The sequence below is a fragment of the Alcanivorax sp. genome, assembly GCF_002733835.1.
GTDB lineage: Bacteria > Pseudomonadota > Gammaproteobacteria > Pseudomonadales > Alcanivoracaceae > Alcanivorax.
Genome location: NZ_NVWY01000001.1, coordinates 144,382 through 166,217 on the forward strand (window position 1 = coordinate 144,382; position 21,836 = coordinate 166,217).

Sequence of the window (21,836 nt, forward strand, 5' to 3'; positions counted from 1 at the left end):
AAGAAAGGAAAACAGGTCCGAATGGCGTACACCCCATTAACTGATAAGGTAGCCCCATCCACTGCACAGGACTGCCTATGACCCGCCTGAAACTCGCCCTGTTGATGCTGGTTGCCCTGACCGCCAGCACCGCCCTTTGGCACCGCTACAAGCCGCTTCCTGCGGGGTTGAACGTGCAAGGGGAAACCCATGCAGTGCACGGGCTCAAATTGCTGGTGGACGATACCTGGGAAAGTGGTGAAGGCGAGAGCAGCAAACGGCTCAGCCGACAACATATTTTCGACGAATTCTTCCGCTTAATCGGTCAGGCGGAAAAACTCATCGTGGTCGACATGTTCCTGTTCAACGATTTTCAGGGCACTGCCAACGAGAGCGACCGGGCCTTGTCAAGCGAGCTCACCGACGCCTTGCTGGCCCGGCGCGCCAGCCACCCGACAATGCCAATCGTGGTCATCACCGACCCCATCAATACGCTTTATGGCGGGTTCCACAGCAAGCACCTTACGCGCCTGAAGAAAGCCAACATCACCGTCGTCACCACACCTTTGCCGGCACTGCGTGACTCCAACCCCAGCTGGTCCGGCCTGTGGCGGGTATGCTGCCAGTGGCTGGGCAACAACCCGGACAAGGGCTGGCTGCCCAATCCCATGGGGCCGGGACAGGTCTCCCTGCGCAGCTACCTGACACTGCTGAACTTCAAGGCCAATCACCGCAAGACCCTGGTGGTGGACGAAGGTGAACACTGGACCGGCCTGGTCACCTCCGCCAATGCACACGATGGCAGCAGCGCCCACAGCAATATCGGCTTACGCTTTCAGGGCAATGCGGTCAAAGACCTGCTGGCCAGTGAACTGGCTGTCGCAGAGCTGACCGCCACCCGACTGCCCACACTCCCCACCTTGCCAACACAACCGACTGACCCGGCCGCCGACGCCCGCCTGCAACTACTCACCGAAGGCGCCATTCGTGATGCCTTGCTGGCAACCCTCAACCACAGCCAGACCGGCGACCAGGTTGATGTGTCCGTGTTCTATCTGTCCCATCGCCCGCTGATGGAGGCCCTGCTCGCGGCACAGCAACGGGGCGTACAATTGCGCGTCCTGCTGGATCCCAACAAGGATGCCTTCGGGCGTGAGAAGAACGGGATACCCAACCGCCAGGTGGGGAGTGAATTGCACAACGCCGGCATCCCGGTGCGCTGGTGCAACACCCAGGGTGAACAATGCCATACCAAGATGCTGCTGCGGCGCAGCGCCAACAGCGCCGAACTGATCCTCGGCTCCGCCAACTACACCCGGCGTAATCTGGACAACCTGAATCTGGAAAGTAGCGTGCGTCTGATCGCTGCCCCCGACCACGCCATCATGCAACAGGCCAGCGACACCTTTGAACGGCGCTGGGAAAACCGTTACGACGAAAAGCACAGCACCGACTATGCGGTGTATGCGGATGACTCGGTGTGGAAGTACTGGTTGTATCGGGGAATGGAATTCACTGGCTGGAGCAGTTTTTAGGGGTAGACGCCGTAGGAGCGCCACTTGAGGCGCGAACGCTCAGGTCCGGGTTGCGAGAAACGAGGCACGAGGGGAAAAACTTTTCGAAACTCGAACCTGGTCCCTCGCTGCTAATGCAATTCGGGTGCAAGCACGTTCTACAGTGGCAATAAAACGCTGGGGGTTATTCTGTCGCCGGAGATTCTTTCACCGGCCGATTGCGATGCCAGTCCAGGCCGGCGACGGCGCCGTTGATGAGCCAGGCCGCGGCCACCAGACCACCCGCCATGGGCCAGCCCCAGCTTGGCGGCAACAACGCCGTGCCGGGAACAAACAACAAGAACAGCACTGTTTCCAGCACCGCCAGCAACACCGGTGCAGCCAGACGGGCCGGGTAATGCAGCTCCACAGCCAACCAGCGCAAGCCTGCCGCGCCCATGGTCAGGCCCAGCCAGATAATGATAACGCCACCGATGACTACCGCCATTGCTGTCTCCCTGCCTGTTCAGTTCTGTCCGCCATAGAGTGCTTCACGGCCGTGGCGCACTTCCATGCCTTCACGCACTTTTCTCGACAAGCCTTTGATCACCAACGCGAAGGAATGGTCAATCATGCGCTGAATCTCCCCCTCGGGAATGGAGCCATCCAGTTTGATCGTATTCCAGTGTTTCTTGTTCATGTGATAGCCGGGCAGCACGGAGGAAAAGATGTCCCGCAGCGCTAGCAGGCTGTTGGAAAGCCCCTTGCGTACTCAGCGTGGTCAGAAGGGTGCAGCTGTTGTGTTTTGTCGCGACGGGCAGGGTGGTTCCCTTTCCTAGCGACAAAGCGCAGCAGATGTGCCCTTCTGGCCTCGCCCTCCGGGTCTTCCAGGCTGGCCCGCACTCGTTGTTGCAATGTCTCGATGGGTGGACACACACCTTCAACATTGCGCCTAGATTGCGAGCCAGCCTGGAAGACTGAGTATGTAAGGGGCTTTCCAACAGCCTGCATGAGCCTGATCCGGATCGCACTTCAGATTCATGCGCCCTTCGCCACTCTCCTGCCCCAGCGTCGCGAACATCTTGTCGCGTACTTTCATCACCGCCACATCCGGGCCAAAAGGAAAGTCTTCTATTGCCTCTGGCTTACCAAGGAGATAGCGCCGCGCTGCTTCAACATCCATGTTTTTCTCCGGGTTTTATGCAGGAACCGGTGACGCACCTACCGCGACCCTCATATTTCCCGGGTTTCACGGAAACGGATATCCGGGTGTCGCTCCTGGGCCAGTTGCAGGTTCACCCGCGTGGGCGCCAGGTAGGTCAGGTGCCCGGCACCGTCCCGGGACAGATTATCGTAGGCTTTGCGTTCAAAGGCAGACATGTCTTTTTCACTATCGGCTTCCACCCAGCGAGCCGTGGCCACACTCACCGGCTCATAACGGCAATCTACCCCGTATTCGCCTTTCAAACGCGCAGCCACCACGTCGAACTGCAGGGTACCCACTGCACCGAGAATCACATCGTTGTTACGCAGCGGGAAGAACACCTGGGTAGCGCCCTCTTCTGCCAGCTGGGTCAGGCCCTTGTGCAGCTGCTTGCTTTTGAGCGGGTCGTTGAGCACCACCCGCTGGAACAGTTCCGGTGCAAAGTGCGGAATGCCGGTGAAGGCCAGCTCTTCGCCTTCGGTGAAAGTATCGCCGATCTGAATGGTGCCATGGTTATGCAGCCCGATAATGTCACCGGAAAAAGCCTCGTCCACATTATCACGCTCACCGGCCAGGAAAGTCAGCGCATCGGGAATACGCACGTCCTTACCGGTACGCACCTGCTTTAGCTTGATGCCCTTCTGGTACTTGCCAGAACAAATGCGCATAAAGGCAATACGGTCACGGTGGCGGGGGTCCATGTTGGCCTGAATCTTGAACACAAAGCCGGTCATCTTGGGCTCATCGGCCGCCACGGTGCGAGCCGTCGCATCGCGAGGCTGCGGTGGCGGCGCCCACTGCACCAGGCCATCGAGCATATGGTCAACGCCGAAATTGCCCAGCGCGGTGCCGAAGAAAACCGGGGTCAGTTTGCCGGCCAGGAAACGCTCCAGATCGAACTCGTGGCTGGCGCCCTGGACCAGCTCCAGAGTGTCGCGCAGCTCCTCGGCGTAGTCAGCGCCCACGGCCTCATCCAGCTCGGGATTATTGAGCCCTTTCACCTCGCGCACGTCCTGCACAGTGTGACCCTGACCGGTCTTGTACAGCACGGTGGTGTCAGTGAGCAGGTTGTAGACCCCCTTGAAGCTCTTGCCCATACCAATGGGCCAGGTGATCGGCGCGCACTCGATATTCAGCACGTCCTCGATTTCGTCGAGCACGTCGATGCCATCGCGCACATCCCGATCCAGCTTGTTGATGAAGGTGAGAATCGGCGTATCACGCAAGCGACACACTTCCATCAGCTTGACGGTCCGTTGCTCCACCCCCTTGGCGGCGTCGATCACCATCAGCGCCGAGTCCACCGCCGTGAGGGTGCGGTAGGTATCTTCGGAGAAGTCCGCGTGGCCAGGGGTGTCCAGCAGGTTAACCGTGGCATCCTTGTAGGGAAACTGCATCACCGAGGTAGTCACGGAAATGCCCCGCTCCTTCTCCATCTCCATCCAGTCAGAGGTGGCATGCTTGCCGGACTTTTTGCCCTTTACGGTACCCGCGCTCTGGATCAGGTTTCCGTACAACAGCAGTTTTTCGGTAATGGTGGTTTTACCGGCGTCCGGGTGACTAATAATCGCGAAGGTGCGGCGCTTGGCCACCTGGTCTTGCAGGCTCATGGGGCTCAATCTCTGACTGGGTATTTCGAGGGCGCGAGTATAACAGCCTTCACCGCCTCATTTCCCACCCCTCAAACCAATCCAGAGCCTTTCAACTGGCGCTGGCGCATCAGCAGGTACAAGGCAAAACCCACCGCCACACCGGGCACCACGCCCAGCAACAGGGCCAGCCAGCCACCACGCACCTGGTAACGCTGGCGCTCGAACAGCACCCAGATCGCCAGAATCACCCAGCACAGAATCACATCCGTAGCGTAGCCAGCCGCATAGGGATTGACGAAACCGCTTGCAGCGGCGCCCAGCACATCCGGGTTAGCCATGAGCGGTGGAACCACCAGCACGGCAAAAGCACCACAGAAAATCAACGCGACCAGGATCAACAGACGACGAAACAGGCTTTCTGACATGAGCAACCACTCCTTGGTAGGTATCCAGTTACGTCTATCCTTGGCATTCGTTGCCCCGGTGTCCAGTTTTTGCCTGGCAAGCCGATGAAACACTCAGCCATTGGGTTGACGAAGGAAGCGATGCTAGAGTGACGATTCCCTTTTCCTGATCAGGACACCGCCATGTCTGCCACCGTTCGTTGCGTCCACATCGTGACCGCCCTGCTCGCCCTTACCCTGTTGAGCGCCTGCAGCCGCAGCCCCGATGCCAGTGATGCCCAGAAGGCCCTGGAAGCCGAGATGCGCAACGCCCACCTGGATGGTCTGCTTGAAATTACCGATGTGGAAAAGCAAAACGGTTACGAAGATGGCGATGGCCGCTACACCGTGGAAGTCAGTTACAACCTGGAGGCCCAGGAAGATCTGAGTACCTATACCAACCAGGTAAAAGGGAACGAGGATCTCTCCGGCCTGGACCGATTCGCCATGATCATGGCGTTAAGCGCGCTGCGGGTGGAGCATGGTAATTTCAAGAAAGGCGACACCTTCCAGCGTCAGCGGGTGATCCAATTCCGGGATACGGAAAAGGGCTGGATGCCGCTGGAATAATAAGCCGCTGCAGGCTTCACGTTACACGCGGCAACGCGGTTGCGGATGGTGCCACCTGGCAACCGCCCTACCCGCGAAATCAAAGATGGGTTTTACTGTAGGAATTCCCTTCCAGGGGACGAACAGAGCGAAGCGACAGGAGTTCGAGTCTACCCGCAATATCTTTTGCAACCCATCCCTCCTGACCGCCCTGGCCGCTGGCCTCGCTGCGCGAGGTTCGCACCCTAAACGGTGCTCCTACTGCGGCTTCGTAGAAAGACCGATGCTTGGCGAGTTTTCCGCTTCTCTCTATCTGCTTTCCTATCTGCTTTCTCGCAGCTCGTAGCTATTTATGCCCCGAGGCCAGCAGGCACTGCATCAGCACTGCATCTTCGTGGCCGTCACCCCGGCGGTAATAATTCTTGCGTGTCCCCGATACCGTGAAGCCCAGTGACTCATACAACGCCCGGGCACGGTGATTGCTTTCCCGCACTTCCAGGTAGATCACACTCATTGCATCGCGGCGGGCCGCGTCTATGGCCTGTTTCAGCAGTTGACGGGCCACCCCCTGGCGCTGCCGGGCAGGCGCCACGGCGATATTGAGCACATGGGTTTCATCAAGAATGCGTGACAGGATAAGAAAGGCCGCAGGCTGCCCTGCCAGCTCCACCGTCTGGCACAGATAATGGGCATTACCGAGACAATCAAGAAAATGGTTGCGGGTCCAGGGGGTCAGCTGGGCGGCGTTTTCGATCTCCAGCACCGCCTCCAGATCCGATTCCTGCATGGCCCGGATCGGGCCGACGGGATCAAACGCCATCGTAGCCATGGGCCTGCATGGCTTGCCAGCTGGCTGACTTGTGCTGCACCGGATCAGCCAGCATTTCCGCCAGGCTACTGATCACCAGCGCCGGCAGCCGTCCCAGCTCGAAGGGCTGATAACGGGGTTGTTCAAACAGGGCTTCAGCCAGCGCTTCCGGCAAACATAACAACACACGCTCGCCCCCACTTTGCTCACTGAGCCCGGCCACAAAGGCGGACAACGCCTGGGCGGCTTCGTCCGCCGGCATGGGCTGCTCCGTCAGCGGGCAGAAGAAACGGCGCGGCCGTTGCGGGCGCCCCTGGAACAGCGCCAGCAGGTTGGCCATCAACGGGGCTTCGAAACGCCCCAGCCCGGGTGCCTGACTGTCTTCCTGGGCACACAGTAGCCAGGTGGTGCCGCCGAGATGGGCTTCCAGGGTAAAGGTCAGCCCTTTCACCTTCGCCTTGGCGGGCGCAGGGGCCTCCTCCTTCGTCGGCTCTTGAGCAGGTGCCACGGAACGGGCAGACGGCGCTTTCGCCAATGCAGCGGCGGCCGATCCCTCAGGCTCGGGATCGGCCGCCGCTGCCGGGCCGAGTTCGGGGGTGCCCGAGGGAGCATCGACAGTTGCACGGGACGGCACCGCCACATCAACAGCAGGCCCTGGCGATGCAGGAGCATTAGCCTGCTCTTCCTCTGGCCAGTCCAATGCCGGTGACGGCGCCGCCCCGGGCAAAGCCACACGAGCCACCCAGGGCGTCAGCCCCATGGCTTTCAGGTAACTCTGGCGCTGCGCTTCGTTCATGAAGCACCTCCGGTGCCGCCAGACGCCGGACACACCACGCACCACTTAAAAAGAACTCCACGGCGCGAGTGACCGTCAGGCATCCGGCATTCGGCGTCAGGCAAGCACATCATACATCCGCTGCCTGCGGGTGGGCCCGTTCCACGCCAGCTGCGAAGTGATTCAGGGCATTCAGATAGGCCTTGGCCGAGGCGGTAATGATGTCCACATCCGCACCATGACCGTTAACGATACGGCCGCCCTTCTCCAGGCGTACGGTCACCTCCCCCTGGCTGTCGGTGCCTGCGGTAATCGCATTAACCGAATACAGTTGCAGGGTGCTGTGGCTGTCCGCCAGTTTTTCAATCGCCTTGAAGGCGGCATCGACTGGGCCGGCACCCGTGGCGGTAGCGTCCTGTTCAACACCATCAATGGCCATGACAATACGGGCCTGCGGGGTTTCCCCGGTGCGCGCGGTCGCTTCCAGCAGAACCAGCTTGAAACGTTCCTGTTCAACGGCCCGCTTGGTGTCGCTAACCAGCGCCTGCAGGTCCTCGTCGAACACTTCGTGCTTCTTGTCCGCCAAATCCTTGAAGCGCAGGAAGGCTTCGTTCATGGCCGCTTCCGAGGCAAACACGATGCCCAGCTCGTCCAGGCGGGCACGGAAGGCGGCGCGGCCGGAGTGTTTGCCCAGCACCATGCGGTTGGTGTGCCAGCCCACATCCTCGGCGGACATGATCTCGTAGGTCTCGCGGTGTTTAAGCACCCCGTCCTGGTGGATGCCCGACTCATGGGCAAAGGCGTTGGCGCCGACAATGGCCTTGTTGGGCTGCACCGGGAAGCCGGTGATCTGTGACACCATTTTCGAGGTAGGCACGATCTCTTTGGCATTGATGCCGGTGTCCACATTGAACAGGTCCTGACGGGTTTTCACCGCCATGACGATCTCTTCCAGGGAAGCGTTGCCTGCCCGTTCGCCCAACCCGTTGATGGTACATTCCACCTGCCGCGCACCGGCCTGCACCGCCGCCAGGGAATTGGCCACCGCCAGGCCCAGGTCGTTATGGCAATGGACGGAAAAGATCGCCTTGTCCGCATTGGGAATGCGGGTGAGCAGCTGGCTGATGGTATCGCCAAACTGCTCAGGAATGGCATAACCCACGGTGTCCGGAATATTGATCGTGCGTGCACCGGCATCAATCACTGCTTCGATAATCCGGCACAGGAAGTCGATCTCGGAGCGGCCCGCATCTTCACAGGAAAACTCCACGTCGCCCATATGGTTGCGCGCATGCTTGACCGCCGCCACCGCGTGTTCGATGACCTGATCCGGCTCCAGTCGCAGCTTGTGCTGCATATGAATCGGGCTGGTGGCGATAAAGGTATGAATCCGCCCGGATTCCGCCCCGGCCAGCGCTTCTGCCGCCCGGTCGATATCCGAGGCCTTGGCGCGGGCCAGCGAGCAAATGGTGGATTCGCGCACGGTGTCGGCGATGGCCTTCACCGACAGGAAATCCCCCTGGCTGGCGATGGCAAAACCGGCCTCGATCACATCCACCTGCATGCGCTCCAGAGCCTTGGCGATACGCAGCTTCTCATCCTGATCCATGGTAGCACCGGGGCTCTGCTCGCCGTCACGCAGGGTGGTATCGAAAATAATCAGGCGTTCTTTGCTCATGGGATCTCTCGCACATTGTCGGGGCACTGGATCGCCCCTTTGGCTGCAGGAGCGTGCTTGCACGCGAACCAGGCTGGGCAAGGGTTCGCGTGCAAGCACGCTCCTACATCAAGGATTCAGATTTGCGGACAGTTTACACCAGTCGCAGGGTGCGCAGCACGGCTTCACGTAAGGCGTCACCCGCTTCGCGCCCGGCGATGCCCTCAGCCAAACGAATCTTTTTGCCATCGATCTCGGCGATCAACGCCATGTACTCGGTCTGGCGGCCATTGCTGGTGCTGCTCATGCCCGTCTTCAGCACCACTTGCTCTGCCCGCAGCAACTGGCCCTTGCGGGTAAACACGGGGATTCCCAGCCAGCGACGCAGGCTGCGCACTTCGCCACCGCGAATCCACACATCCAGCCCCCTGCCCAGGGTGAACACGGTGATCCCCACAATGAGATAGCCGATCAGCCCGAAAATGCTGCCCATGAAGTACAACATAAAGCCTTCGCTGGCGGCGGCGATAAACAGCCCGGTGCCCACGGCGGCGAAAATGCCACCAAACACCAGCAGCGCCAGTTTCATCCCCAGGTGGCGGCCCGGACGGCTTTGCAGATGCAGGCCCTGGCTGGTCTGCTCCACCCGTATCTGCTCATTGGCGGATTCCAGTGCCTCCACCTGCCGCTCGCGCTGGTCGGCCATGACGTGGGACTCCGGCAGCCGGAAACGGCTCTCGCCCTCTCCTGCCACTACCGGGATATCCCAGCTGCGTTTCAGCTTACGATCTTCAACCATGCCCTCCAGCTCGACTCGCCAGCAGATATAATTGCGACCGCTACCGGATGACGGCGGCTGTTCCGCCGGCACATCGAAACAGAACAGGATATCGCTGCCCTGCTGGGTGGGCTGGCACAGGGCGCGCTGGTCGGTCTGCCAGAGGATGTCTTCCACGGTCTTGCGGTCCTTGCCGCTGCCGCTCTCCCTGCCACGGATGCAGCTCAGCCACACATCCATATCTGTGTCACGGGACAACGCCTTGCCCAAGTGGATGGCGCCCCCTACCTGACCACCGGCATGGCCGGGTTCCGGGTCCAGTTCCAGCGGGGTGGGACCGAAAAACCGATAGTTGCTGCGCATCTTCCAGCCCGCCCAGGCAATGCCTGCGCCCACGGCAGGAAACAGCAGCACCATCAGAATCGCATAGTCCCCCCCGCTGACCTTGTCCCAGACCGCCAGATAGGCCGGCGATGGCAGCAGGATGAAAATGGCGCCGAAGCCCACCAGGAACCAGTGCCCGGATTTCTCATTACTGTGGTACGCCCCCCCTTCTGCCAGATCCGCCTTGCCCTTACTGCCCCGGTTAAACAGGAACATCAGGCCGCCCCCCACCAAGGCAAAGACGCCGCCAAAAGCCAGACCAAACACCAATGAGCCCCAGCGTAGAGTGCGATCCAGAAAGGCCTCGGACGGATTCGCCGGATTGACCCAGGCCATGACCGTGTTGCCACGGGAACGCGCGCGTTCCAGCCGCCCGGCCAGACGCTGCCAGTAATCGTCGAAATTATCGCTGCCGCCGTACTGGCTCACGGTGCTGCTGGAATAACTGCGCCCCTGATAGTCATAACGGTAGCGGGCGCTGACGCTGTAGGTGGTGGAGCCGTCGGAATAACTGCGATTGAGCGTACTGCTAAGCACGGTGGCCGGCACCCGGTCCCAGCTTCCGGCTTGCCAGTATTGAAAGGCGGGTTTGAGCCCCACAAAGAACATCACCGCCAGGCCTGCCACCAGGAAAACCCCGGGAAACAGGATGGTCATGCACCCTGATGCTTTATTATCTTTCTGTGTTTCCTGTTCTGCGTTTTCTGCCGTATTCGACACCCGTGATTCCCCCAAACAACAACACTCCGGCCAGGGCACCGTACAGGTGGGCATTCACATAAACCCGCCCGTCGATCCAGCTACGGAGATACTCCACGTCATAGCCTGCCTGCTGCTCACCGACAATGCGCCCGGCAATCACCAGCAACACCAGTGAATGCAACCAGGGATTCCCCCGCCAGCCCTGAAGCAGGCAATAGACCAACAAGCCATGGAGGATACCGGACAGCCCCACATAATGCTGCAACCCGGTATCCAGAAAATACAACGCCAGGCCGGTGACCAATCCACAAAACAGCAGCCAGCTCCAGAAACGGACCCGATCAAGCAGATCCGTGAAAAAATAGCCGCACAGCACCAGACCCGCCAAATTGAGCAGCATGTGCCAGTGGTTGAGATGCACCAGATGGCAGGTAAAAAGTCGCCACACCTGCCCTTGCTCAATCGCTGCCCGATCAAACGCCAGCCAAGGGTTCACCCAGGCATGCGCCAGCCCCAACACCACCATGGTGGCGACCACCAGGGCAAAGTGCGGGCGGAGTTTGTTGTCTCTGGCTTGCATGTAGTTGCCTGTCAGGTGTGAAAGGGGATTATGGGAAGGGGGAGTTGAAAGTTCAAAGTGTAAAGTTCAAACGCGGTTAAAACTCGTGCCAATCGGCAAGCGCTTGAGCCGCGACGAGGGCGCCTTGGTATGGCGCTGCTTTGGCACAGGAATCGCGGCGGCCATCGGTTTGCGGGTGGCACTTCCCGACCCCGCGCTTCAACTTCACACTTTGAACTTTCAACTCGCTTCTGCCCCAAAAAAGAAAACCCCGCACAAGGCGGGGGTCTCTTTAAGGCTTTCAATGGTCGAATGACCGGCTGATTTACATCATGCCGCCCATACCGCCCATTCCACCCATGCCGCCCATGTCCGGAGCGCCGCCACCGGCATTTTCTTCCGGCTTGTCCGCCACCATGGCTTCGGTGGTAATCATCAGGCCGGCGATGGAAGCCGCTGCCTGCAGCGCGGAACGGGTTACCTTGGCAGGATCCAGGATACCCATTTCCAGCATGTCACCGTATTCACCGGTGGCCGCGTTGTAGCCGTAGTTGCCTTTGCCATTACGCACTTCCTGCACAATCACAGACGCTTCAGCGCCGGCGTTGTAGGCGATCTGACGCAGGGGCATTTCCAGCGCACGGAAGGTCAGGGCAATACCGGCGTTCTGCTCGTCGTTGTCACCTTTGATGGTGCCAACGTTGGCCAGAGCGCGTACCAGCGCCACACCGCCGCCCGGTACCACACCTTCTTCTACCGCAGCGCGGGTCGCATGCAGGGCATCGTCCACACGGGCTTTCTTTTCTTTCATTTCAATTTCGGTAGCAGCACCGATCTTGATTACCGCAACACCGCCGGCCAGCTTGGCCACGCGCTCTTGCAGTTTTTCCTTGTCGTAGTCAGAAGAAGAATTCTCGATTTCCTTGCGGATCTGTTCCACACGGCCATCGATATCTGCCTGCTGGCCAGCGCCATCAACAATGGTGGTATTTTCCTTGTCGATGTTCACTTTCTTGGCAGTACCCAGATCTTCCAGGGACGCATTCTCCAGGCTCAGGCCCACTTCTTCGCTGATCACGGTACCGCCGGTGAGGATGGCGATGTCCTGCAGCATGGCCTTGCGACGGTCACCGAAGCCCGGCGCTTTCACGGCGGCGCACTTGATGATGCCGCGCATGTTGTTCACAACCAGGGTCGCCAGCGCTTCGCCTTCGATATCTTCGGCGATGATCAGCAGCGGCTTGCCTGCCTTGGCCACATTTTCCAGGGCCGGCAGCAGTTCGCGGATGTTGGAGATCTTCTTGTCTACCAGCAGGATGTACGGGTCTTCCAGCTCGACCTGCATCTTCTCCTGGTTGTTGATGAAGTAGGGGCTCAGGTAACCACGGTCAAACTGCATGCCCTCAACCACGTCCAGCTCGTTCTGCAGGGACTGGCCTTCTTCAACGGTGATAACACCTTCCTGGCCCACTTTTTCCATGGCCTGGGCAATGATCTCGCCCACGGATTTGTCGGCGTTGGCGGAGATGGTGCCCACCTGCTCGATGCTCTTGGTGTTGTCACACGGGGTGGACAGCTTCTTCAGCTCTTCCACCACGGCGGCCACGGCCTGGTCGATGCCGCGCTTCAGGTCCATGGGGTTCATGCCAGCGGTAACAGACTTGAGGCCTTCGTTAACGAATGCCTGAGCCAGCACGGTGGCAGTGGTAGTGCCGTCACCGGCCTCGTCGTTGGCCTTGGATGCCACTTCCTTCACCATCTGAGCACCCATGTTTTCGAACTTGTCTTCCAGTTCGATTTCGCGGGCAACGGAGACGCCATCCTTGGTGATGGACGGAGCGCCGAAGGATTTTTCCAGCACCACGTTGCGGCCTTTCGGGCCCAGGGTGACCTTGACGGCGTCAGCCAGGATGTTGACGCCTTTGGCCATACGTTGACGCGCTTCGTCACGGAACAAAATTTCTTTAGCCATGTTTTATATACCTCTGCGATTCTTTACCCAGTGATGGGCTGAATGCCCTTGCGGGCGTTCGATGTCTGTCTTGACCGGAAGAGTTACCCGGGCCGTATTCAGCGTTTAGCCTTCAACGACGGCCAGAATTTCGGCTTCGCTCATGATCAGCAGCTCTTCGCCTTCCACCTTCACGGTGGACCCTGCGTATTGGCCAAAGATCACCTTGTCGCCGGCTTTCACGTCCAGCGGGCGTACATCACCGTTTTCGGTGATCTTGCCATTGCCTACGGCGATCACTTCGCCACGAGACGGCTTCTCGGCAGCGGAACCGGGCAGCACAATACCGCCAGCGGATTTGGTTTCTTCCTCTTCACGGCGAACCAGCACGCGATCATGCAAAGGACGGATGCTCATTTTTCCTTAAACTCCCAGTTAGTTCAGTTGACACCCGAGCCGCTTCCCCGATGGGTAGAGCTCGACAGTCGCAATTAGCACTCTAACGAGTCGAGTGCTAATCATAGTAAGGACGCCAGAACAGTCAACAGGAAATACCGGCCTTAGCCGGTGGCCTCTTGCCTGCCTGCTGGGCGTGGGATGGGGTCGTAACGGCGGGATTCAAGGGCGGGCGAGGAAAAAATCCTCCGGCCGGGTCCGCGCCAACATCACTAATGTCTCGCGCACCTGCCCGGCGTCTTCCGCCCGGGCCGGGAACGGTAGCCGACGCAACCGCGCCTCGTGCCAGAGCCACGCACCCCAGGGGTCCACGGCCAACATCTGCGCCCCCTGCCCCGGCGCCCCCAGCAAGGCCAGGTAGTGATCGATGGCCTCGGCGTGGTCGTCGTTCATGTGGCCAACCATGGCCTGTTCACGGGCCAGGTCCCAGCCCCACGGCTGCACCAGCGCTTCGGCATTCAACCAGGTCGCCCGGGCAAAACCTGGTATCCAGCGCGCCGTCTTCGGGCGCAACGCGAGAAAATGAAAATCCAGCTGGAGGTACTCGCGGGCGTGAGGAAACACCTGAAAGTAACGCTCCCCCTCGGTCGGGGGCACAGCCACCACCTCGCCGGACACGGTCAACCGCATGGCCGCCTGCCAGTCGCTGTGCTGTTGCTCCACCCACACCAGTGATGCCGCCGGGTTGGCCGCCAGGTTCACACTATGCGCCGCCAGCGCACTGACCAGCATCAACAGGCGCCCTTCATGGTCCGGGACCACATTGACAGCAGACGCAAACGGCGCGCCCTCATCGTCCACGGTGGCCAGTGCCGCATGGCTGTGCTGATAGATAAACGACTGGGCTTCTGCTTCCTGATGCATATGGGGTCCTGCTCTCCTTTTCCAGCTTCCCGTTTTACGGCGGGCCTGAGCAATCCGGTCATTGGCCTGCCCGCTGCACCTCACCATAATCCGTTGCAACGTGAACCGACAGTGTAAGGAATCACCATGGAACTGAACCAGAAAGTGATTGTTGTGACCGGCGCCGGCCGTGGCCTGGGTCGTGGCATCGCCACCTTTTTTGCCGGCAAAGGCGCCAGAGTGGCCTGTGTGGACCTGAGTCAGGAAGACCTGGACGCCACCGTGACCGCCTGTGAAGCCGCTGGCGGCGAAGCCCGTGCCTACCTGGCCAATGTGGCCAAAGAAGAAGAGGTGGAAGCCCTGTTCAACAATGTGGTTGCCGATTTCGGCGCCCTGCACGGCCTGGTCAACAACGCAGGCATCACCCGTGATGGCTTGCTGATCAAGGCCAAAGACGGAGAGCTGGTCAGCAAGATGAGCCTGCAACAGTGGCAGGCCGTGATCGACGTAAACCTGACCGGGGTGTTCCTGTGTGGCCGTGAGGCCGCCGCCAAGATGGTCGAAACCGGCGCCGAGGAAGGCGTGATCGTCAACATTTCCTCCCTGGCCCGCCAGGGCAGCTTCGGCCAGAGCAACTACTCCGCCGCCAAATCCGGCGTGGCCGCCATGGCCGAGGTATGGGCGAAAGAACTGGCCCGCTACAACATTCGCACCGGGGCGGTGGCGCCGGGCACCATCAACACCGACATGTTGGCCGCCATGAAACCGGAAGCCCGCGAGCGCCTGGTACAGGCGGTGCCCCTCAAACGTCTGGGCGAAGCCGAGCACATTGCCCGCAGCGTGGCCTTTATTTTCGAGACCGACTATTTCACCGGTCGCTGCATCGATATGGACGGCGGGCTGCGATAACAACGCCGGACGCATGATGCTACAACCCAAAAGAGGAAATCGACTGACACCGATTTCCTCTTTTTATTGCGCTCTGCATTTTTACTTGCAGCTCAAAGCTAGTCGCTAGAAGCTGCCCTTATGAATCCTGAATTCCGAGATGCCGTTTACCAGATCGTCGCCGCTATTCCCCCCGGGCACGTCAGCAGTTATGGCGCCGTGGCAAAACAGGCGGGCTTTCCCCGTCATGCCCGTTTTGTTGGCCGTCTGATGAGCCAGCTCCCCAAGGACACCCGCCTGCCCTGGCACCGGGTGTTGCGCGCCGATGGCTGTATTGCCCTGGCTGGCACCCCCTCGGGGGAGATTCAGACACAACGGCTACTCGATGAAAATATTCCGGTGCTGGGCGACCGCGTGCCCAGACAGTATTTCCTGTAGCAGGCTGTTGAACCCACATCGCCCCCTGCGAACAAAGTGTCTATGATGAGCCTTTCGCCAATCGGCAATACCCGTTAAGAGTCCTATGCCCCCACAATCAACCAGCTGGCAGCAATCCCTGAAAGCCTTCCTGCACCCCCGTGTGGCCACCATGTTCTTTTACGGGTTTTCGGCGGGCATTCCGTTGCTGCTGATTTTCTCGTCGTTATCGCTATGGTTGCGCGAAGCAGGCATAGACCGCTCCACGGTGACCTACTTCAGCTGGGCGGCACTGGCCTACTCATTCAAGTTCCTCTGGGCGCCACTGATTGACCGCTTGCCGGTGCCAGCGCTGACCCGCTGGCTGGGCCGGCGGCGAGCCTGGTTACTGGTGGCACAACTGGCCGTCGCCGCCGCCATTTTCAGCATCTCCCTGGTCGACCCGACCCAGCCCGGCGCGCTAAACCTAATGGCCTTTGCGGTGGTGTTGCTCGGTTTCACCGCCGCCACTCAGGATATCGTTATCGATGCCTACCGGATTGAATCCGCCGGGGCAAAATTACAGGCGATGATGTCCTCGTCCTATATCGCCGGCTACCGAATCGGCATGCTCACCTCCGGAGCCGGCTCACTGGTACTGGCCAGCTGGCTGGGCTCCACCAGCGAGTCCTACAGCTACGCCGCCTGGCAAAGCACCTATGCCATCATGGCGCTAACCATGCTGGTCGGGGCCATCACCACCCTGATCATTCGCGAACCGGAAAACCACCGGCCCTCCAACGCGCAGTACACCAGCCGCCAGTACCTCAAGTTCCTGACCCTGTTTGTGGCCGGTATCGCCGCCTTTGTGAGCATCTACGTATTCACTGCCGAGTCCGCCGCCACGCTCCGTCAGACACTCACTGACGCGGTGAATAACGGTGCATTGTCCGGTCTGGTGGTGGAAAGCCTGCGTCTGGCCCTGGCGATCACGCTGGTGGCCGCCCTGATCAAGCTACTCTCCCTGACCCCGCTATATGACAAGCAGCTGGTACAGGAAAGTTATCTCGACCCGGTAAAAGATTTTTTCCAGCGCTATGGCAAACGCCTGGCATTGTTGCTGCTGGTTTTCGTGGGGTTTTATCGCGTTTCCGATATTGTGCTGGGGGTCATCTCCAACGTCTTCTTTGAAGACATGGGCTTCACCAAAAACGAAATTGCCGGGGTGGTAAAAACCTTTGGGCTATTCATGACCATTGCCGGCGGCTTTCTGGGCGGGCTTCTGGCCATGCGTCACGGCGTGATCCGGGTGCTTTACCTGGGGGCGTTCCTGACCGTGGCCACCAACCTGTTGTTCCTGTGGCTGGCCTATGCGGGCCACGACATCCGCATCCTCTATGCGGTGATCTCCGCCGACAATCTCACCGCCGGGCTAGCCAGTGCCGCCTTTGTGGCGTTCCTGTCGCAGCTTACCAATGTCTCCTTCACCGCCGTGCAATACGCCATCTTCAGCTCGCTGATGACGCTGTTACCCAAAACCATCGGCGGCTACTCCGGCAGCATGGTGGACAACCTGGGCTACCCGGGCTTTTTCCTGCTCGCCAGCCTGATGGGCGTACCGGTGCTGGGCCTGATCTACCTGATCCAGCGCCACAGCGCTTTCCGGGACTGAGGTCCAGGCCCGGAACCACGAAAGATCGACCCGTTCACAGTATACTTTTCAATCAATTCACAAACCGGCTATAGTCGAGACTTACAAAAAACAACAAGAAAGCCAATGAACGTCTCCGAACTCGACATACTGGTTGTGGACGATGCCCGTTTTTCCGCCGCCGTGGTCAACCGCACTCTGGCCACCGCCGGCTATACCCGCATCCGTCATGCCCACAGCGCTCACGATGCCCTTGGCCAGCTGGCCGAGAAACCCGCCGACCTGGTCGTGGCAGACTGGTTGATGCCCGGCATGGACGGCCTGGAGCTGACCCGCCGCATCCGCCAGAACGACGAAGCCAACAACCGCTATACCTATGTGCTGCTACTCACCGCCCGCGAAGGGGTGGACGCCCTGCAACAGGCCTTTGATCAGGGCGTGGACGATTTTGTCTCCAAATCTGCCATGACCGAACAGCTGCAACACCGGGTGATGGCCGCAGACCGCATTATCCAGCGCCATAACCGGGTGCAGACCGACTACCAGCGCATGCTGACGGTAAACCGCCAGCTCAAACGCCAGGCCCTGATCGACCCGCTCACCGGGTTTGGTAATCGCCAGGATGCCCTGCGCGCACTGGACAGCACACTTAAACACGCCCAGAAACGCGGCGGCGCCGCCTGCATGCTGCTGATGCGCCTGGAAGACTTCGAGCTACAACAACGCCAGCGCGGCAACAAGGTCATGCAACAAGGCGTCCTCGCCTTCAGTCGGCGCCTGCGCCAATCGGTCCGCCCCATGGATCACCTGTGCCGCCTGCAGCAGGATCACTTCGCACTGATCACCTATCAGCCACAGCTGAGCCACTGCGACCCCACCAGCTTCCGGCGCCTGTACGACAACCTGAACCACCGCGCCTACCAGACCGCAGCGGGCTTTCTCAGCCTGCAAGTCAGCATTGCGCTGGCCGCATCCGCCGGCAACAACAGCGCGGACGGCATGCTGGAGCAAGCAACGCTGGAACTGGAGCAGGCCCTGGCGGAAAAACGGATCGTCTCCTCTGCAGCGAGCTCCTGCGCCTGACATACCAGGCGACCGGAGACGCACACGCAGAGAAAAACGCTCCATTTAATGATCGTCAGGGCTTACCATTCGCCCCATGACTGAATCCCTTCCACACTGGTACCTGCTCGGTGCCGGCAACATGGGCACGCTGGCTGCCTGGTATCTGACCCGTGCGGGCCATACCGTCAGCATCGTTACCGACAACCCGGCCCCCCCCAGCCACAAGCAACTGATCTTTGCTGACCGAAGCGCATCCCTTACCCTGCCCTGCGTCAGCCCGGCACAATTGTCCGGCTCCATCGCGCACTTACTGGTGGCCAGCAAAACGCCCTACACAGAGGCGGCCTTACGCCGGGTGGACGGCCACCTGAACAGCACCACCCAGGTACTGCGTTTCCAGAATGGCATGGGCGCGCTGGATGGCCTGCTTCCCCCTGGCACCCCTGTGCTGGAGGCCATCACCACCAGCGCCGTGAAAGGGCAGTCACCACAGCACACCATCGTGGCGGAAAACACCACCTGGCTGGGCGGTACCCAACAACCACCGGCATGGCTGGCAAGCCTGCAGCGCCACTGGCCCGACCTGCACTGGGAAACAGACATCCGCTTCGTGCAATGGAAAAAACTGGTGGCCAATGCGGTGATCAACCCGCTCACCGCCCTGCACGATGTGCCCAACGGCGCCCTCGTTGACGATCCGGCATTACAGCAATCAGCCCGCGCGCTATGCGCCGAGGCCGACACACTACTGACCGCACTGGATTCCCGCTGGCCCGGCCATTCGTTTTCCGCCGTACTGCAGGTGGCCCGCGCTACCGCTGGCAACACCTCTTCCATGCGCGCCGACCGGCAGCGCGGCGCCACCACGGAAATCGAGGCCATCAACGGCTGGCTGCTACGCCAGGCGCAACGCCACGGCCTGGACCTGCCCACCCACCGCCGTCTGGTTAAAGCCCTGACGCCTACATAAACGCACAGGCCCTCAGCGGCCGGCTCTGGTAAGCTCCCCTGCGTGCAGACCCCATTGTTCGGAGGATGAATGTCCACTCGCCACGCCACTCGCTATCCCGCGCTTTTTTTACCTGCTGCTGTCAGCCTGTTACTCGCCGCCCCGTTGCAAGGGATCGCCGGCGAACCCACTGACACAACAGACACAACAGACACAACGGACGCGGCCAGCGACCGTCACGCCCTCGGCACGGTCAAAGTCAGTGGCGCCCGCAACACCAGCCTGGCCGGCGAGCTGCCCACCGGCACCGTGGTGATCGACCGGGAAGCCATCGACAGCCTGCCAGCGACCAATCTGGCGGATCTACTCGACACCGTGGGCGGCCTGCAAAGCAGTCGCCTGTATGGCATCAACGGCAGTAACGCCAGCGTGGATCTGCTCGGCTTCGGCGCCACCGGCAACCAGAACACCCTGATTCTGCTGAACGGCCGCCGACTCTCCAACATCGACCTGACCACCCCGGAGCTGGCCGGCATTCCTCTGGCCGCCATTGAGCGCATCGAAGTATTGCCCGGTGCCGGCGCCGCCCTGTACGGCAACGGCGCCGTGGGCGGCGTGGTCAACATCGTCACCCGCCGCAGCTACCGCAACAGCGCCGGGCTGGAAATCAACAGCGGCAGTTACAACAGTCTCGGGGGCAACGGCTACGCCACCGGCAACCACGGCAACCTGAGCGGTGCGGTGGCGCTGAGCACCCTGGACAGCGATGGCTATCGCGACAACAACGCCCTGCGTAACGACAGCGCCTTCGCTGACCTACGCTACCAGCAGGACCGTGTTGAAGCCTATTTCACCGCCAATGGCACCCGGCAGTCCCAGGGCCTGCCGGGAGGCCGCGACCCCATGGAATTCAACAATGATCCGCAAGGCGCCGACACCCCCGACGACGACGCGGAGCAGGAAAGTTACTGGTTGATGCCCGGCCTGCGCATCGCCATGGCCGGCAACACCGCGCTCACCCTGGACGCCAGCCGCCGCCGCCAAACCCAGGAATACCGCTACCCCTCCAGCGGTTTCAACGGCGAGTCAGTGGTGGACAGCTACAGCTTCACTCCCAAGCTGGAAGGTCAGACCGCCACCGGCAGTGCCGTGCATAACTGGACGCTGGGCATGGATCTGCACGAATACGATTACACCAGCCGGACCAATTTCGGCGACCGGGAACTGGAACAAAGCCAACGCGCCTGGTATCTGCACAACCTGGTCAGCCTGACCCCGAAACTGTCTGTCAGCGCCGGCGCCCGCCAGCTGGAAAGCACGCTCAGTGGAGAAGGCGCCGACAAAGAGCAGGACGGCGAAATGTACGAGGGCGGCATCCGCTACACCTTCACCGGCAACCTGGCGCTGTTTGCCGGGGCGCAGCGCAGCGTACGCATCGCCAATGTGGATGAACTGTCCCCGTTCAACCCGCCCGTCGACCCGCAAACCGGCCACAGCTATACCACCGGGGCCAGCTGGTCGCAGGGGCGCCAGCACTCCACGCTGACCTTCTGGCGCGCCGAGATTGATAACGAAATCGTTTACGACCCCATCGCCTTCGCCAATCGCAACCTGGACGACCGCACCGTGCACAAGGGCGTCAGCATCAACTCCCGCTGGCGGCTGGACAAGGACATCACCTTCACCGCCAACGCCAGCGCCCAGCAAGCCCGTTTTGATGGCGGCCCCTTCAACGGCAACGACGTGCCCCTGGTGCCCGAACACACCATGGAACTGATTGCCGACTGGCAGGCGCTATCCTGGCTGTCCGCCCAGATCAGCCACCGTTACGTGGGCGACCGTCATTACGACGGCGACGTGGACAATGAATACCGCAAACTGGATCACTACCGCACCACCGACCTGCAACTGACGGCCCGCTATCGCAAACTCTATCTCAAAGCCGGTGTCTACAACCTGGAAGACAACGTCAATGCGGACTACGGTAACTACAACCCGGGCAGCAGCAACGCGGTACTCTACCCGTTGCCGGAACGCCATTACCGGGTCGCACTGGGCATGGAGCTGTAATGAGTGATACCAACGGAACCGGAAACCACGACAAGACCCGCATCAACCGGGTCATCACTCGCACCGGGGATGCCGGCGAAACCGGCCTGGCAGACGGCTCACGGGTGAGCAAGTTTCACCCACGCATCGTGGTACTGGGCGAACTGGACGAACTGAACAGTGCTCTGGGCGTACTGCGCGCCCGCCCGCTGGATACCGATCTGGACACGGTACTGGGCCTGGTCCAGCAGATGCTGTTCGACATCGGCGGTGAGCTGGCCATTCCCGGCCACCGCGTCATTGATGATCACGACCTGGTGGAAGTGGAATCCCAGGCCGACACCATCAACGCCGAACTACCCCCGCTGAAAGAATTTGTGCTCCCCGGCGGCCACCCGGATGCCGCCTGGTGCCACCACTGCCGCACCGTGGCGCGGCGCCTGGAACGCCACGTTATCGCCCTGCATGACGCCGACGAAGACGCCGTCAACCCGGTGAGCCAGGCGTTGATCAACCGGCTTTCCGACCTGCTGTTCGTCATGGCCCGCCTGATCAACCTGCGCCACGAAGCTCCGGAGACCTTGTGGGTACCAAAGGCGGACCGGTAAATGAGTGCCGGACGCCCCATGCTCGACGCCTGACGTAAAAAACACGCGCCAACGGCC

General features: G+C 60.6%; 21 protein-coding genes and 1 pseudogene. 9 read left to right on the forward strand and 13 right to left on the reverse strand.

Annotation, left to right across the window (positions count from 1 at the left end):
* Positions 1-77: 77 nt before the first annotated feature.
* On the forward strand, positions 78-1,514 hold the full coding sequence (locus COA55_RS00690) for a phospholipase D family protein (RefSeq protein WP_290500120.1): 1,437 nt from the start codon (positions 78-80) through the stop codon (positions 1,512-1,514).
* 163 nt (positions 1,515-1,677) lie between these two features.
* On the opposite strand, the gene COA55_RS00695 is transcribed toward COA55_RS00690, so the two are convergent.
* From COA55_RS00695 to COA55_RS00715, 5 genes and pseudogenes are all read right to left on the reverse strand, one after another.
* Positions 1,678-1,980, reverse strand: coding sequence for a hypothetical protein (locus tag COA55_RS00695; RefSeq protein WP_290500122.1), 303 nt, complete (start codon positions 1,978-1,980; stop codon positions 1,678-1,680).
* Between the two features lie 18 nt (positions 1,981-1,998).
* Positions 1,999-2,217: pseudogene (locus COA55_RS00700) on the reverse strand (MmcQ/YjbR family DNA-binding protein); the annotation flags it as partial.
* A gap of 207 nt (positions 2,218-2,424) precedes the next feature.
* Positions 2,425-2,655 (reverse strand): MmcQ/YjbR family DNA-binding protein, encoded by a 231-nt coding sequence (locus COA55_RS00705; RefSeq protein ID WP_363969067.1) that lies wholly within the window; start codon positions 2,653-2,655, stop codon positions 2,425-2,427.
* Between the two features lie 50 nt (positions 2,656-2,705).
* Positions 2,706-4,286 carry a peptide chain release factor 3 gene (prfC, locus tag COA55_RS00710; RefSeq protein ID WP_063519578.1) on the reverse strand — a complete coding sequence of 527 codons (1,581 nt, stop codon included), beginning with the start codon at positions 4,284-4,286 and terminating at the stop codon, positions 2,706-2,708.
* 71 nt (positions 4,287-4,357) lie between these two features.
* Positions 4,358-4,693: a DUF2834 domain-containing protein gene (locus tag COA55_RS00715; protein ID WP_063519579.1), complete on the reverse strand. Its 336-nt coding sequence runs from the start codon at positions 4,691-4,693 to the stop codon at positions 4,358-4,360.
* A 162-nt stretch (positions 4,694-4,855) separates the two neighbouring features.
* Here COA55_RS00715 and COA55_RS00720 point away from each other — a divergent pair, with 162 nt between their 5' ends.
* The gene (locus COA55_RS00720) at positions 4,856-5,281 is read left to right on the forward strand and encodes a hypothetical protein (protein ID WP_063519580.1); all 426 of its coding nucleotides are present in this window, start codon (positions 4,856-4,858) and stop codon (positions 5,279-5,281) included.
* A gap of 325 nt (positions 5,282-5,606) precedes the next feature.
* On the opposite strand, the gene rimI is transcribed toward COA55_RS00720, so the two are convergent.
* The 8 genes from rimI to COA55_RS00760 all read right to left on the reverse strand — a co-directional run bounded on the left by rimI (position 5,607) and on the right by COA55_RS00760 (position 14,194).
* Positions 5,607-6,089 (reverse strand): ribosomal protein S18-alanine N-acetyltransferase, encoded by a 483-nt coding sequence (rimI, locus tag COA55_RS00725; RefSeq protein ID WP_290500125.1) that lies wholly within the window; start codon positions 6,087-6,089, stop codon positions 5,607-5,609.
* Entirely contained in the window at positions 6,070-6,864 is a 795-nt protein-coding gene (locus COA55_RS00730) for a hypothetical protein (RefSeq protein ID WP_290500126.1), read from the reverse strand. Before COA55_RS00730 ends, rimI begins: the two co-directional genes overlap by 20 nt.
* Before the next feature lie 109 nt (positions 6,865-6,973).
* Entirely contained in the window at positions 6,974-8,521 is a 1,548-nt protein-coding gene (locus tag COA55_RS00735; protein ID WP_290500128.1) for a 2-isopropylmalate synthase, read from the reverse strand.
* 133 nt (positions 8,522-8,654) lie between these two features.
* Positions 8,655-10,319, reverse strand: coding sequence for a DUF3592 domain-containing protein (locus COA55_RS00740; protein ID WP_290500129.1), 1,665 nt, complete (start codon positions 10,317-10,319; stop codon positions 8,655-8,657).
* Between the two features lie 16 nt (positions 10,320-10,335).
* Positions 10,336-10,944: a rhombosortase gene (gene rrtA / locus COA55_RS00745; protein ID WP_290500130.1), complete on the reverse strand. Its 609-nt coding sequence runs from the start codon at positions 10,942-10,944 to the stop codon at positions 10,336-10,338.
* Between the two features lie 304 nt (positions 10,945-11,248).
* Positions 11,249-12,895: a chaperonin GroEL gene (groL, locus tag COA55_RS00750; RefSeq protein ID WP_063537897.1), complete on the reverse strand. Its 1,647-nt coding sequence runs from the start codon at positions 12,893-12,895 to the stop codon at positions 11,249-11,251.
* A gap of 105 nt (positions 12,896-13,000) precedes the next feature.
* A complete protein-coding gene (groES, locus tag COA55_RS00755) occupies positions 13,001-13,291 on the reverse strand; it encodes a co-chaperone GroES (protein WP_063521059.1) in 291 nt (96 codons plus the stop codon).
* Positions 13,292-13,492: 201 nt separating this feature from the next.
* Complete coding sequence (locus COA55_RS00760) at positions 13,493-14,194, reverse strand: DUF2470 domain-containing protein (RefSeq protein WP_063537899.1); 702 nt, start codon at positions 14,192-14,194, stop codon at positions 13,493-13,495.
* Between the two features lie 126 nt (positions 14,195-14,320).
* Here COA55_RS00760 and COA55_RS00765 point away from each other — a divergent pair, with 126 nt between their 5' ends.
* The 7 genes from COA55_RS00765 (at position 14,321) to COA55_RS00795 (ending at position 21,779) form a co-directional block, all read left to right on the forward strand.
* Complete coding sequence (locus COA55_RS00765; protein WP_063520608.1) at positions 14,321-15,082, forward strand: SDR family oxidoreductase; 762 nt, start codon at positions 14,321-14,323, stop codon at positions 15,080-15,082.
* A 120-nt stretch (positions 15,083-15,202) separates the two neighbouring features.
* A complete protein-coding gene (locus tag COA55_RS00770) occupies positions 15,203-15,499 on the forward strand; it encodes an MGMT family protein (protein WP_290500131.1) in 297 nt (98 codons plus the stop codon).
* A gap of 85 nt (positions 15,500-15,584) precedes the next feature.
* Positions 15,585-17,129, forward strand: coding sequence for an MFS transporter (locus COA55_RS00775; protein ID WP_290500132.1), 1,545 nt, complete (start codon positions 15,585-15,587; stop codon positions 17,127-17,129).
* 105 nt (positions 17,130-17,234) lie between these two features.
* Entirely contained in the window at positions 17,235-18,191 is a 957-nt protein-coding gene (locus COA55_RS00780; RefSeq protein ID WP_290500134.1) for a response regulator, read from the forward strand.
* A 76-nt stretch (positions 18,192-18,267) separates the two neighbouring features.
* The gene (locus tag COA55_RS00785) at positions 18,268-19,143 is read left to right on the forward strand and encodes a 2-dehydropantoate 2-reductase (RefSeq protein ID WP_290500135.1); all 876 of its coding nucleotides are present in this window, start codon (positions 18,268-18,270) and stop codon (positions 19,141-19,143) included.
* Positions 19,144-19,212: 69 nt separating this feature from the next.
* The gene (locus COA55_RS00790) at positions 19,213-21,192 is read left to right on the forward strand and encodes a TonB-dependent receptor (protein ID WP_290500136.1); all 1,980 of its coding nucleotides are present in this window, start codon (positions 19,213-19,215) and stop codon (positions 21,190-21,192) included.
* On the forward strand, positions 21,192-21,779 hold the full coding sequence (locus tag COA55_RS00795; protein WP_290500137.1) for a cob(I)yrinic acid a,c-diamide adenosyltransferase: 588 nt from the start codon (positions 21,192-21,194) through the stop codon (positions 21,777-21,779). The genes COA55_RS00790 and COA55_RS00795 overlap by 1 nt, the downstream gene beginning before the upstream one ends.
* Positions 21,780-21,836: the final 57 nt, after the last annotated feature.

What these genes read in the sequence shown, in the direction of transcription:
- COA55_RS00690 (WP_290500120.1), top strand. Translation starts at nt 78, where the DNA reads ATGACCCGCCTGAAACTCGCCCTGTTGATGCTGGTTGCCCTGACCGCC.
- COA55_RS00695 (WP_290500122.1), bottom strand. Translation starts at nt 1,980, where the DNA reads ATGGCGGTAGTCATCGGTGGCGTTATCATTATCTGGCTGGGCCTGACC.
- COA55_RS00705 (WP_363969067.1), bottom strand. Translation starts at nt 2,655, where the DNA reads ATGGATGTTGAAGCAGCGCGGCGCTATCTCCTTGGTAAGCCAGAGGCA.
- prfC (WP_063519578.1), bottom strand. Translation starts at nt 4,286, where the DNA reads ATGAGCCTGCAAGACCAGGTGGCCAAGCGCCGCACCTTCGCGATTATT.
- COA55_RS00715 (WP_063519579.1), bottom strand. Translation starts at nt 4,693, where the DNA reads ATGTCAGAAAGCCTGTTTCGTCGTCTGTTGATCCTGGTCGCGTTGATT.
- COA55_RS00720 (WP_063519580.1), top strand. Translation starts at nt 4,856, where the DNA reads ATGTCTGCCACCGTTCGTTGCGTCCACATCGTGACCGCCCTGCTCGCC.
- rimI (WP_290500125.1), bottom strand. Translation starts at nt 6,089, where the DNA reads ATGGCTACGATGGCGTTTGATCCCGTCGGCCCGATCCGGGCCATGCAG.
- COA55_RS00730 (WP_290500126.1), bottom strand. Translation starts at nt 6,864, where the DNA reads ATGAACGAAGCGCAGCGCCAGAGTTACCTGAAAGCCATGGGGCTGACG.
- COA55_RS00735 (WP_290500128.1), bottom strand. Translation starts at nt 8,521, where the DNA reads ATGAGCAAAGAACGCCTGATTATTTTCGATACCACCCTGCGTGACGGC.
- COA55_RS00740 (WP_290500129.1), bottom strand. Translation starts at nt 10,319, where the DNA reads ATGACCATCCTGTTTCCCGGGGTTTTCCTGGTGGCAGGCCTGGCGGTG.
- rrtA (WP_290500130.1), bottom strand. Translation starts at nt 10,944, where the DNA reads ATGCAAGCCAGAGACAACAAACTCCGCCCGCACTTTGCCCTGGTGGTC.
- groL (WP_063537897.1), bottom strand. Translation starts at nt 12,895, where the DNA reads ATGGCTAAAGAAATTTTGTTCCGTGACGAAGCGCGTCAACGTATGGCC.
- groES (WP_063521059.1), bottom strand. Translation starts at nt 13,291, where the DNA reads ATGAGCATCCGTCCTTTGCATGATCGCGTGCTGGTTCGCCGTGAAGAG.
- COA55_RS00760 (WP_063537899.1), bottom strand. Translation starts at nt 14,194, where the DNA reads ATGCATCAGGAAGCAGAAGCCCAGTCGTTTATCTATCAGCACAGCCAT.
- COA55_RS00765 (WP_063520608.1), top strand. Translation starts at nt 14,321, where the DNA reads ATGGAACTGAACCAGAAAGTGATTGTTGTGACCGGCGCCGGCCGTGGC.
- COA55_RS00770 (WP_290500131.1), top strand. Translation starts at nt 15,203, where the DNA reads ATGAATCCTGAATTCCGAGATGCCGTTTACCAGATCGTCGCCGCTATT.
- COA55_RS00775 (WP_290500132.1), top strand. Translation starts at nt 15,585, where the DNA reads ATGCCCCCACAATCAACCAGCTGGCAGCAATCCCTGAAAGCCTTCCTG.
- COA55_RS00780 (WP_290500134.1), top strand. Translation starts at nt 17,235, where the DNA reads ATGAACGTCTCCGAACTCGACATACTGGTTGTGGACGATGCCCGTTTT.
- COA55_RS00785 (WP_290500135.1), top strand. Translation starts at nt 18,268, where the DNA reads ATGACTGAATCCCTTCCACACTGGTACCTGCTCGGTGCCGGCAACATG.
- COA55_RS00790 (WP_290500136.1), top strand. Translation starts at nt 19,213, where the DNA reads ATGTCCACTCGCCACGCCACTCGCTATCCCGCGCTTTTTTTACCTGCT.
- COA55_RS00795 (WP_290500137.1), top strand. Translation starts at nt 21,192, where the DNA reads ATGAGTGATACCAACGGAACCGGAAACCACGACAAGACCCGCATCAAC.